Raw genomic sequence first — 12,020 nt, forward strand, 5'->3', positions numbered from 1 at the left:
GATTGCACGCCTGATAGACAGATAAGACCTGATTACCATGGCTCTACTGCAGATCGCCGAACCCGGCCAAAGTCCTCAACCGCACCAGCGTCGCCTGGCGGTTGGCATCGACTTGGGTACTACCAATTCACTGGTCGCCGCACTGCGCAGCGGTCTCTCCGAGCCGCTGCCCGATGCTGATGGCCAGGTGATCCTGCCGTCCGCCGTGCGCTATCACGCTGACCGCACCGAAGTGGGCGAGTCGGCCAGGCTCGCGGCCTCTACCGATCCGTTGAACACGGTGTTGTCGGTCAAGCGCTTGATGGGTCGTGGGTTGTCCGACGTCAAGCAATTGGGCGATCAACTGCCGTACCGCTTTGTCGGCGGTGAATCCCATATGCCGTTTATCGACACCATCCAAGGCCCGAAAAGCCCGGTGGAAGTGTCGGCCGATATCCTCAAGGTCCTGCGCCAGCGCGCCGAAACCACCTTGGGCGGCGAGCTGGTAGGGGCGGTGATCACCGTTCCGGCATATTTCGATGATGCCCAGCGCCAAGCCACCAAGGATGCGGCGAAACTGGCCGGCCTCAATGTCTTGCGCCTGCTCAACGAGCCAACCGCTGCTGCCGTGGCCTATGGCCTGGACCAGCATGCCGAAGGCCTGGTCGCGATTTACGACCTGGGTGGCGGTACTTTTGATATTTCCATCCTGCGCCTGACTGGCGGTGTTTTCGAAGTCCTGGCTACCGGTGGCGACAGTGCCCTGGGGGGTGACGACTTCGACCACGCCATCGCCGGTTGGATCATCACCAGCGCCGGCTTGTCCGCCGACCTCGATCCGGGCGCCCAGCGCAATCTGCTGCAAACGGCCTGCGCGGCCAAAGAAGCCCTGACTGACGCTGCATCTGTTGAGGTTTCCTACGGCTCATGGTCGGCTCAACTGACCCGTGAAGCCTTCGATGCGCTGATCGAGCCGATGGTTGCCCGTAGTCTGAAAGCCTGCCGTCGCGCCGTGCGTGACTCCGGTATCGAGCTGGAAGAAGTTGGCGCAGTGGTCATGGTTGGCGGTTCGACCCGTGTGCCACGGGTTCGCGAAGCCGTGGCCGAAGCCTTTGGTCGTCAGCCGCTGACCGAAATCGATCCGGATCAAGTGGTGGCCATTGGTGCTGCGATCCAGGCCGATACCCTGGCTGGCAACAAGCGAGAGGGTGGCGAACTGCTTCTGCTCGACGTGATTCCGTTGTCCCTGGGCCTGGAAACCATGGGTGGCTTGATGGAGAAGGTGATTCCACGCAACACCACCATTCCCGTCGCCCGCGCCCAGGACTTCACCACGTATAAAGATGGCCAGACGGCCATGATGATTCATGTGCTGCAAGGCGAGCGTGAGCTGATCAGCGACTGCCGCTCCCTGGCGCGCTTTGAATTGCGCGGCATCCCGGCGATGGTCGCGGGTGCAGCGAAGATTCGCGTGACCTTCCAGGTCGACGCCGATGGCCTGCTCAGTGTGGCCGCGCGTGAGTTGGGCTCGGGCGTTGAAGCCAGTATCCAGGTCAAGCCGTCCTACGGCCTGACCGACGGCGAAATCGCCAAGATGCTCAAGGATTCGTTCCAGTATGCCGGTGATGACAAGGTCGCCCGTGTACTGCGTGAACAGCAAGTCGATGCCCAGCGCCTTCTCGAGGCTGTGCAGGGCGCCCTTGAGGCCGACGGCGAGCGCCTTCTGGATGCTGAAGAACGCCTGGTCATCGACCTGCAGATGCAGGAACTGGCCGAATTGATGAAAGGCACCGATGGTTATGCCATCGAACAACAGACCAAGCGCCTTTCACAAGTAACCGATGCCTTTGCCGCCCGTCGTATGAACCAGACGGTGAAAGCCGCCCTGGCGGGACGCAACCTGAATGAAATTGAGGAATAACTGATGCCGCAGGTCATTTTTCTGCCACACGCCGAGCATTGCCCGGACGGTATGGTCGTGGAGGCTGAGACCGGCAAGTCCCTTCTCGAAGTCGCCCATGACAACCACATCGAGATTGAGAGTGCCTGTGGTGGCGTCAATGCCTGCACCACCTGTCACTGCATTATCCGCGAAGGTTTCAATAGCCTCGAAGAGGCCGATGAGCTGGAAGAGGACTATCTTGATAGGGCATGGGGCCTGGAACCGACTTCGCGCCTGAGCTGTCAGGCAAAGGTGGGGACTGAAGACCTCACCGTCGAAATTCCGAAGTATTCGCTCAACCATGCGGCCGAAGCGCCGCACTGATTCAAGGAAGTGTCATGAGTCTTAAATGGGTTGATGTGCAAGAGATCGCTATTCTGCTGGCCGATGGCCATCCGGATATGGATCCCTATTCGGTGAACTTTGTAGCTTTGCGTGACATGGTCATGGCCTTGCCAGGGTTCGACGACGAGCGGGATCGCGGCGGTGAAAAGGTTCTTGAAGCTATCCAGACTGCCTGGAAAGAAGAACAGGACTGAAGCCTCCCTCACGCAGTTAGGCAATACCCAAGAACCCGCGTATAATTCGCGGGTTTAATTTTTCGCAAATTACCGTTTCTGGAGTTACACCATGGCTGTTCAACGTACTTTCTCCATCATCAAGCCTGACGCTGTTGCAAAAAACGTCATCGGCGAGATCACCACTCGTTTCGAAAAAGCCGGCCTGAAGGTTGTAGCTTCGAAACTCAAGCAACTGTCCAAGGCTGAAGCTGAAGGCTTCTACGCTGAGCACAGCGCTCGTGGTTTCTTCGGCGACCTGGTTGCCTTCATGATCTCCGGTCCTGTTGTTGTACAGGTTCTGGAAGGCGAAAACGCTATCGCTCTGAACCGTGAGCTGATGGGCGCTACCAACCCTAAAGAAGCTGCTGCCGGCACCATCCGTGCTGACTTCGCTGACTCCATCGACGCCAACGCTGTACACGGTTCGGACTCCGAAGCCGCTGCTGCTCGCGAAATTTCGTACTTCTTCGCAGCTACTGAAGTAACCACTCGCTAAGCATTGGCTTAAGAGTGAAGGTGAATCCATGACTACATCGACTGTAAAAACCAACCTGCTGGGGCTGACTCAACAGGAAATGGAAAAATTCTTCGACTCAATCGGGGAGAAGCGTTTCCGTGCCGGTCAGGTAATGAAGTGGATTCACCACTTTGGCGTCGACGATTTCGACGCCATGACGAACGTCAGCAAAGCCCTGCGCGACAAGCTCAAGGCTATTGCCGAGGTCCGTGGTCCCGAGGTTGTCAGCGAGGACATCTCCAGCGACGGCACCCGTAAGTGGGTGGTGCGCGTGGCGTCCGGCAGTTGCGTCGAGACCGTCTACATTCCCCAGGGCAAGCGCGGCACTTTGTGCGTTTCGTCCCAGGCAGGCTGTGCCCTGGACTGCAGTTTCTGCTCCACCGGCAAGCAAGGCTTCAATAGCAACCTCACTGCCGCCGAAGTCATCGGCCAGGTGTGGATTGCCAACAAATCCTTTGGCAGCGTCCCGGCAACCGTCGACCGTGCCATCACCAACGTGGTGATGATGGGCATGGGTGAGCCGCTGCTGAACTTCGACAACGTGATTGCGGCCATGCATTTGATGATGGACGACCTGGGCTACGGCATCTCCAAGCGCCGTGTGACCCTGTCGACCTCCGGCGTGGTCCCGATGATCGATGAGCTGGCCAAGCACATCGACGTCTCCCTCGCGTTGTCGCTGCACGCACCCAATGACGCATTGCGTAACCAATTGGTGCCGATCAACAAGAAGTATCCGCTTAAGATGCTGCTCGAGTCTTGCCAGCGTTATATGGCGACCTTGGGTGAGAAGCGCGTGCTGACCATTGAGTACACCATGCTCAAGGACATCAACGACAAGGTCGAACACGCGGTCGAGATGATCGAGTTGCTCAAGAACACCCCGTGCAAGATCAACCTGATCCCGTTCAACCCGTTTCCCCATTCTGGCTACGAGCGGCCGAGCAACAACGCCATCCGCCGTTTCCAGGATCAACTGCACCAGGCAGGCTACAACGTGACTGTGCGCACCACCCGTGGTGAAGACATCGACGCCGCCTGTGGCCAATTGGTCGGACAGGTGCTGGACCGCACCCGTCGTAGCGAGCGTTATATCGCCGTGCGTGAACTGAACGCCGCCGACGATTTGCCGCAAATTGCTGTGAATCGAATCTGAGAGAGGATCTCTATGCCCTTGCGCCTTGCGCTGCTTTTGCTTGTTGCCAGCCTCTCGGTTGGCTGTGTTTCATCGGGCTCTGACAGCCCGTTGCAAACCGGCAAGGGCCGTGACGAAGCGCGTGCTGCCTATGTGCAGTTGGGGCTGGGTTACCTGCGCCAGGGGTTGAGCGAGCAGGCCAAGGTGCCGCTGCAAAAGGCCCTGGCCCTCGACAACCAGGATGCCGACGCCAATGCGGCGCTGGCCCTGGTATTCCAGGCCCAGGCCGAGCCCGAGCTGGCCGACCAGTATTACCAGAAGGCTCTGGCGGTTCGCCCCCATGATCCGCGCCTGCTCAATAACTACGGCAGCTTCCTGTTCCAGCAGGAACGTTATGAACAAGCATCCGGTTATTTCCAGCAGGCAGCCACTGATACCCTATATCCTGAACGTTCGCGGGTTTTCGAGAACCTTGGGGTGACGTCTGTGCGCCTTGGCCAGCGGGAAAAAGCCCGCCAGCAACTGGAAAAAGCCCTGCACCTGAACCAACGCCAGCCACGGGCCTTGCTTGAAATGGCCCAGTTGTCGTTTGAAGACAGGCATTATGTGCCGGCACGTGACTATTACGAGCGTTTTAGCCTGCTCAGTGGGCAAAATGCACGTAGTCTATTGCTCGGTGTGCGCCTGGCCACGGTTCATGAAGAACGCGACAAGGCCGCACGTTTTGGCCAGCAACTAGAACGACTCTATCCCGGTACGCCGGAATATCAGCAATACCTGTCGGAGCAATGATGAAAGCCGCGCACCCGGAAGTTGTAGCCGCTAATCGCGTTAACCCAGGCGAGACCTTGCGTCAGGCCCGCGAAAGCAATGGTTGGTCACTGGAAGAAGTGGCCCTCAAGCTCAATTTGACCACCACTTCCCTGGGCAACCTGGAAAACGGCGCGTTCGACAAACTGCCCGGGCATACCTTCGCCCGCGGTTATATCCGTGCCTACGCCAAGCTGTTGGGCACCGACCAGGCCATCCTGGTCCAGCAATTCGACCAGTTCACCGGTACCGACTCCCAGGGCAGCAACGTGCACGGTCTCGGTCGTATTGAAGAGCCGGTGCGCGTTTCCCACACTATTTTGCGAATTGTCAGCCTGTTGCTGCTGATTGCAGTGATCGGTGGTGGCTTTATCTGGTGGCAGGATCAGACCTCGCTGCGCAGCAAGGACCTGGTCAGCAACGCCCTGGAGCATGTCGAAGTCGAAAGCGCCGACGGCACCACCCAGATCCACCCCCTGGACGAGCCGGAAGACCAGGCTGTGGCCCAGGGCGAGGCCGCAGCTGGAACCAACCTTGACCTGCAAGCGGCTCAACCGCCCGTCGATGCCGGCACTGAATCGGCTCCGGCCACCGTTGCGCCGGCTCCAGCCGTGCCGGCAACCCCGGCCCCGGCCCCGGCCACTGCGGCCCAGGCGCCCGCCGCTCCGGCCCCGACCCCGGTCGCGCCAACGGTAGCCGCCCCTGTCGCCCAGGCGCCTGCCAGTGTGGCCGGCGATGGCCGTCTCCAGATTACCTACGTCGCTGACTGCTGGACACAAGTCACCGATGGCAATGGCAAGGTCCTGTTCAGTGCTTTGAAGCGTAAGGGAGATACGCTTGATCAGGTCGGCAAGCCTCCTTTGACGCTGCGTCTGGGCTTTGCCCGTGGCGCGCAAGTGGCCTACAACGGCCAGCCTGTGGACGTGGCGCCGTTCACCAGTGGCGAGACCGCTCGCCTGAAGTTGGGACAATAGTCATGCACGGCGAATCTCCAATCAAACGTCGCGTATCGCGCAAGATCTGGGTTGGCTCCGTGCCGGTGGGTGGCGATGCCCCCATCGCCGTACAGAGCATGACCAACAGCGACACCAATGATGTGGCGGCCACCGTGGCCCAGATCAACCGCCTGGAGGCTGCGGGCGTCGATATCGTGCGGGTTTCCGTGCCGGATATGGACGCCGCCGAAGCTTTCGGCCGCATCAAGCAACTGGTCAAGGTGCCGTTGGTCGCCGATATTCACTTCGACTACAAGATCGCTCTGCGCGTAGCCGAACTGGGCGTCGACTGTCTGCGGATCAACCCGGGCAACATCGGCCGCGAAGACCGAGTGCGTGCCGTGGTCGACGCTGCCCGCGATCGCGGGATCCCGATCCGTATCGGCGTCAACGCCGGTTCCCTGGAAAAAGACCTGCAAAAGAAATATGGCGAGCCTACTCCGGCAGCGCTGGTCGAGTCCGCACTGCGCCATGTCGAGCACCTTGAACGCCTGAATTTCCAGGACTTCAAGGTCAGCGTAAAGGCTTCCGACGTGTTCATGGCCGTAGAAGCCTACCGCCTGTTGGCCAAGGAAATCGTGCAGCCGTTGCACCTGGGCATCACTGAAGCCGGCGGTTTGCGTTCAGGCACAGTGAAATCTGCAGTAGGTCTCGGTATGCTGCTGGCCGACGGGATTGGCGATACCATTCGCATCTCCCTGGCGGCGGACCCGGTAGAGGAAGTGAAAGTCGGCTACGACATTCTCAAATCCCTGCATCTACGCTCCCGTGGCATCAATTTTATTGCCTGCCCGAGCTGCTCGCGGCAGAACTTCGACGTGGTGAAAACCATGAACGAGTTGGAAGTACGCCTGGAAGACCTGCTGGTGCCGCTGGATGTCGCGGTCATCGGTTGTGTGGTCAACGGGCCAGGTGAGGCCAAAGAGGCACATGTGGGCCTGACCGGCGGTACCCCGAACCTGATTTACATCGACGGCAAGCCGTCGCAGAAATTGACGAATGACAATCTGGTGGATCAGCTGGAAAAGCTGATCCGCGACAAAGCGGCCGAGAAGGTCGCCGCAGACGCAGCGCTGATCGCTCGCGGCTGATTGAACGAATTTAAGGATTTGATGTGAGCAAGTCTCTGCAAGCCATCCGTGGCATGAACGACATCCTGCCCGAACAGACGCCCCTGTGGCGCTATTTCGAGAGCACGGTCGCGCGCCTGCTGGATAACTACGGTTACAAGCAGATCCGCATGCCAATCGTCGAGTTCACCGAGCTGTTCAAGCGCTCCATCGGTGAAGTGACCGACATCGTCGAAAAAGAGATGTACACCTTCGAAGACCGCAACGGCGACTCCCTGACCCTGCGTCCGGAAGGTACCGCTGCGTGCGTGCGCGCCGTGCTCGAACATGGCATCACCGGTGGTGGGCAGACTCAGAAGCTATGGTACATCGGCCCGATGTTCCGGCACGAACGCCCGCAAAAAGGCCGTTACCGCCAGTTTCACCAGATCGGTTGCGAAGTCTTCAACCTCGATGGCCCGGATATCGATGCCGAGTTGATCGTACTGACCTGGCGCCTGTGGGGCCAGTTGGGCATTCGCGACGCGGTCAAGCTCGAACTCAACAGCCTGGGCACCAGCGAATCCCGTGGCCGCTACCGCGAAGCCCTGGTCGAGTACCTGTCGGCCCACCTGGACAAGCTCGATGAAGACAGCCAGCGTCGCCTGAAGACCAACCCGTTGCGCGTCCTCGATACCAAGAACGCCGACACCCAGGCCGTGCTGGTCGACGCGCCGAAAATGGCCGACTACCTGGACGATGAATCCCGCACGCATTTCGAGGGCCTCAAGGCTCGCCTGGATGCGGCCGGTATTCCCTACGTGATCAACCCCAAGTTGGTGCGTGGCCTTGATTACTACAGCAAGACCGTGTTCGAGTGGGTCACCGATAAGCTCGGCGCCCAGGGCACCGTGTGTGCCGGTGGTCGCTACGACGGCCTGGTCGAGCAGATGGGCGGCAAGCCGACTACGGGCGTGGGCTTTGCCATGGGCATCGAGCGGCTGATCCTGCTGCTGGAAACCCTGGAGCAGATCCCCGAAGAAATTTCCCGTCAGGTGGACGTTTACCTGTGCGCCTTTGGCGAGGCGGCCGAACTGGCTGGCCTGGCCTTGAGCGAACAGTTGCGCGACCAACTGCCGAGCCTGCGCCTGCAGGTCAACGCCGGCGCTGGCAGCTTCAAGAGCCAATTCAAGAAAGCCGACAAGAGTGGCGCGTTGTACGCGCTGATCCTGGGCGACGATGAACTGGCCCAGCAAGTAGTAAGTGTCAAACCCCTGCGTGGCCAGGGCGAACAACAAAGCATTGCCTTTGATGCGCTTGCCGCGCACTTGGCCACCTGCATCGTGCAGGGTTGAAGCTGTCAAACAGCCGAATTTAGCGATTAAGGAGTATTGGGGTGTCGAGTACTGAAGATGATCAGCTGGCCGAGTTCAAAGACTGGTGGCAGCGTAACGGCAAACCCCTGGTAACTGGCGGCCTGTTGGCGCTGGTGGTGGTGTTCGGTTGGCAGGCGTTCCAGAAGTATCAGAGCAATCAGTCGCAAGGCGCCTCGATGCTCTATCAGCAACTGCTGGAAACCACGCTGACCCCTACTGGCAAGCCTGATCCTGCCCAAGTGGCGGACCTGGCCGGCAAGCTGAAAAACGAATTTGGCGGTAGCACCTACGCCCAATACGGCAGCCTGTTCGTCGCGAAAGTCGCGGTCGATACCGGCAAGCTGGATGACGCAGCCTCCGAACTCAAAGCCATCGCCGACAAGCCGAGCAACCCGACCCTGGGTGAAATCGCACGTCAGCGCCTGGCCCAGGTCCTGGCTGCACAGAACAAGGCCGACGAAGCACTGAAACTGCTCGACGGCGATGCTGACAAGGCATTTGTAGCCACTCGCGAAGAGCTCAAGGGGGACCTGCTGGTCCAATTGGGTCGTACCGACGAAGCCAATGCTGCGTACCAAAAAGCCAAGGCTGCGCTGTCTGATGAAGCAGCGGTCGGTGGCTTACAAATCAAGCTGGACGACTTGGCCAAAGGGGATGCGTGACGTGATCCGTTGGAAACATGCAGCATTGCTGGCTCTGGCCGTTTTGGCCGCGGGTTGCAGCAGCAACAGCAAAAAAGAACTGCCTCCGGCCGAGCTGACCAGCTTTAAGGAAGAAGTGGTCCTGCAAAAGCAGTGGAGCCGCTCCATCGGTGACGGCCAGGGTGATACCTACAACATGTTGGTACCGGCAATCGACGGTGACAACATTGTGGCCGCTGACGTGAATGGTGTCGTGATCTCCATGGACCGCATGAACGGCGACGTCAAGTGGAAGAAAGATCTCGAACTGCCGGTTTCCGGCGCCGTTGGCGTGGGTTACGGCATGGTGATGATCGGCACGCTGAAAGGCGAAGTCGTGGCCCTGGATTCGAGCACCGGTGAAGAGAAATGGCGCGCTCGCGTGACCAGTGAAGTGCTCGCACCGCCTGCCACCAATGGCGATATCGTCGTGGTGCAAACCCAGGATGACCGTGTCATCGGCCTTGACGCCAACACCGGTGAGCAGCGCTGGCTGTACGACAGCACCCCTGCGGTGCTGACATTGCGCGGTACCAGTGGTCCGGTTGTGACCAATAACCTGGCGCTGGCAGGTCTTTCGACCGGTAAAGTGGTCGCCTTGGATACCCAGAACGGCGTGCCGGCCTGGGAATCGCGGGTCGCCATTCCGCAAGGTCGCTCCGAGTTGGACCGTGTCGTGGACATCGACGGTGGCTTGCTGCTGTCGGGTGAAACCCTGTACGTCGCCACTTACCAGGGCCGCGTTGCGGCGCTGGACCTGCAAAGCGGCCGTGTTCTCTGGCAGCGTGATGCCTCCAGCTACGCCGGTGTCGCCCAAGGGTTTGGCAGCGTCTACGTGAGCCTGGCATCCGGTACCGTTGAAAGCGTCGACGAGCGTTCCACCACAGCCCTGTGGAGCAACGACTCGCTGGCTCGCCGTCAACTGTCGGCGCCGGAAGTGTTCTCCAGCTATGTAGCGGTAGGCGACCTGGAAGGTTACCTGCACCTGCTAAGCCAGGTGGACGGGCGCTTTGTCGGCCGTGAACGTATCGACAGCGACGGCCTGCGTGCGCGTCCGCTGGTGGTAGGCAACATGCTTTATGTGTTTGGTAACAGCGGCAAGCTGGAAGCCCTGACCATCAAGTAAGAACTATGCTTGGGGTAACCCCCAGGCGGCCCTACTTCAATACCTGTTGCTGTAGGAGCGAGCTTGCTCGCGAAGGACGTCAACGATAACGCGGGTTTTCTGGATAAACGCGTTGTCCTCGGGTTTTTCGCGAGCAAGCTCGCTCCTACAGTAGCGGGGGCAGAGCAGGGCATGTGGCATTTCAAATGCCGCCCCGAGCACCAGCCGCTGCCTTGCAGCGGCTTTTGTATTTTCTGAAATAACGCAGTGGAGAGCCGCATGGTTCCCGTAATCGCCCTGGTGGGCCGACCTAACGTCGGCAAGTCCACCTTGTTCAACCGCCTGACCAGGACTCGCGACGCCATCGTCGGCGACTTGTCCGGTCTGACCCGTGATCGCCAATACGGTGAGGCAAAGTGGCAAGGGCGCTCCTACATTATTGTCGACACCGGTGGTATCTCCGGTGACGAGCATGGCATGGACGAAAAGATGGCCGAGCAGTCGCTGCTGGCCATTGAAGAAGCCGATGTCGTGTTGTTCCTGGTGGATGCCCGTGCGGGCTACACCGCTGCCGACCAGATGATCGGCGAGCACCTGCGCAAGCGCAACAAGCGTTCCTATCTGATCGCCAACAAGATCGACAACATCGATCCTGAGGCGGCCCGCGCCGAATTCAGCCCGATGGGCCTGGGTGACGCGATCCCGGTCGCCGGTGCCCATGGTCGCGGCATCACCCAGATGCTGGAAATCGCCCTGCGCGACTTTCCCAAGGATGACGCCGACGAAGTTGAAGGCGAAGAAGAACTCGTTGCCGAAGGTGAGGAAGCCAAGCGCATTCCTGGCCCAAGCGAAAAAGACGGCATCAAGATCGCCATCATTGGCCGTCCGAACGTCGGCAAGTCGACCCTGGTCAACCGCATGCTCGGTGAAGACCGGGTAATCGTCTATGACCAGCCCGGCACCACCCGTGACAGCATCTACATCCCGTTCGAGCGCAACGACGAGAAGTACACGCTGATCGACACCGCCGGTGTGCGCAAGCGCGGCAAGATCCACGAGGAAGTCGAAAAGTTCTCGGTGGTGAAAACCCTGCAGGCGATCAAAGACGCCAACGTGGTGATCTTCGTCATGGACGCCCGCGAAGGCGTGGTCGACCACGACCTCAACCTGCTGGGCTTTGCCCTGGAGGCCGGTCGGGCATTGGTGATCGCGATCAACAAATGGGACGGCATGACCCCGAGCGAGCGTGACTTCGTCAAGGTCGAGCTGCAACGCCGGTTGTTCTTCGTCGACTTCGCCGACATCCACTTTATCTCGGCGCTGCACGGCACCGGCGTGGGCAACCTCTACGCCTCGGTACAGAACTCGTTCAAGTCCGCGGTCACCCGCTGGCCGACCAACCGCCTGACCCAGATCCTTGAGGATGCAGTTGGCGAGCACGCGCCGCCGATGGTCAACAACCGCCGGATCAAGCTGCGTTACGCCCACTTGGGTGGTGCCAACCCGCCGATTATCGTGATCCACGGTAACCAGATCGAGAAGGTGCCTAAGTCCTACGTGCGCTACCTGGAAAACACCTACCGTCGTGTCTTGAAGCTGGTCGGTACGCCGATCCGCATCGAGTTCAAAGGTGGCGAGAACCCGTACGAAGGCAACAAGAACAGCCTGACTGACCGCCAAGTGAACAAGAAACGTCGCTTGATGAGCCACAACAAGAAGGCTGACAAAAAGCGTAAAGACCGCCGCTGACTGTGGGGCTGGCTTGTGTGGGAGCGGGCTTGCCCGCGATAGCGATAGATCAGACACCAACTTGCTGACTGACCCACCGCTACCCAGGCAAGCCAGTACCTATACCAGTTAGGCGTTACCCAA

At 59.6% G+C, this 12,020-nt stretch carries 12 protein-coding genes; all 12 read left to right on the plus strand.

Annotated features, from left to right (window positions below):
• The first annotated feature begins 37 nt into the window (after nucleotides 1–37).
• A complete protein-coding gene (gene hscA, locus BHC62_RS08470) occupies nucleotides 38–1,900 on the plus strand; it encodes a Fe-S protein assembly chaperone HscA (protein WP_029298553.1) in 1,863 nt (620 codons plus the stop codon).
• Between the two features lie 3 nt (nucleotides 1,901–1,903).
• Nucleotides 1,904–2,245, plus strand: a complete 342-nt coding sequence (fdx, locus tag BHC62_RS08475) for an ISC system 2Fe-2S type ferredoxin (RefSeq protein WP_029298551.1) — start codon at nucleotides 1,904–1,906, stop codon at nucleotides 2,243–2,245.
• Nucleotides 2,246–2,259: 14 nt separating this feature from the next.
• Nucleotides 2,260–2,460, plus strand: coding sequence for a Fe-S cluster assembly protein IscX (gene iscX, locus BHC62_RS08480; RefSeq protein WP_029298549.1), 201 nt, complete (start codon nucleotides 2,260–2,262; stop codon nucleotides 2,458–2,460).
• A 91-nt stretch (nucleotides 2,461–2,551) separates the two neighbouring features.
• Nucleotides 2,552–2,977 (plus strand): nucleoside-diphosphate kinase, encoded by a 426-nt coding sequence (gene ndk / locus BHC62_RS08485; RefSeq protein ID WP_017846179.1) that lies wholly within the window; start codon nucleotides 2,552–2,554, stop codon nucleotides 2,975–2,977.
• Nucleotides 2,978–3,005: 28 nt separating this feature from the next.
• A complete protein-coding gene (gene rlmN, locus BHC62_RS08490) occupies nucleotides 3,006–4,154 on the plus strand; it encodes a 23S rRNA (adenine(2503)-C(2))-methyltransferase RlmN (protein WP_029298546.1) in 1,149 nt (382 codons plus the stop codon).
• Between the two features lie 12 nt (nucleotides 4,155–4,166).
• Nucleotides 4,167–4,925, plus strand: a complete 759-nt coding sequence (pilW, locus tag BHC62_RS08495; RefSeq protein ID WP_070994738.1) for a type IV pilus biogenesis/stability protein PilW — start codon at nucleotides 4,167–4,169, stop codon at nucleotides 4,923–4,925.
• On the plus strand, nucleotides 4,925–5,917 hold the full coding sequence (locus BHC62_RS08500) for a RodZ family helix-turn-helix domain-containing protein (protein ID WP_070994739.1): 993 nt from the start codon (nucleotides 4,925–4,927) through the stop codon (nucleotides 5,915–5,917). The genes pilW and BHC62_RS08500 overlap by 1 nt, the downstream gene beginning before the upstream one ends.
• A 2-nt stretch (nucleotides 5,918–5,919) precedes the next feature.
• Nucleotides 5,920–7,029, plus strand: a complete 1,110-nt coding sequence (ispG, locus tag BHC62_RS08505; protein ID WP_029298540.1) for a flavodoxin-dependent (E)-4-hydroxy-3-methylbut-2-enyl-diphosphate synthase — start codon at nucleotides 5,920–5,922, stop codon at nucleotides 7,027–7,029.
• A gap of 23 nt (nucleotides 7,030–7,052) precedes the next feature.
• Nucleotides 7,053–8,342 carry a histidine--tRNA ligase gene (gene hisS, locus BHC62_RS08510; protein ID WP_029298538.1) on the plus strand — a complete coding sequence of 430 codons (1,290 nt, stop codon included), beginning with the start codon at nucleotides 7,053–7,055 and terminating at the stop codon, nucleotides 8,340–8,342.
• 41 nt (nucleotides 8,343–8,383) lie between these two features.
• The gene (locus BHC62_RS08515) at nucleotides 8,384–9,025 is read left to right on the plus strand and encodes a tetratricopeptide repeat protein (RefSeq protein ID WP_029298536.1); all 642 of its coding nucleotides are present in this window, start codon (nucleotides 8,384–8,386) and stop codon (nucleotides 9,023–9,025) included.
• A complete protein-coding gene (bamB, locus tag BHC62_RS08520; RefSeq protein WP_029298534.1) occupies nucleotides 9,018–10,169 on the plus strand; it encodes an outer membrane protein assembly factor BamB in 1,152 nt (383 codons plus the stop codon). Before BHC62_RS08515 ends, bamB begins: the two co-directional genes overlap by 8 nt.
• 258 nt (nucleotides 10,170–10,427) lie before the next feature.
• Complete coding sequence (der, locus tag BHC62_RS08525) at nucleotides 10,428–11,897, plus strand: ribosome biogenesis GTPase Der (protein ID WP_029298532.1); 1,470 nt, start codon at nucleotides 10,428–10,430, stop codon at nucleotides 11,895–11,897.
• Nucleotides 11,898–12,020: the final 123 nt, after the last annotated feature.

Origin of the sequence: Pseudomonas sp. 06C 126 (assembly GCF_001855215.1) — a bacterium.
Lineage (GTDB): Bacteria > Pseudomonadota > Gammaproteobacteria > Pseudomonadales > Pseudomonadaceae > Aquipseudomonas > Aquipseudomonas proteolytica.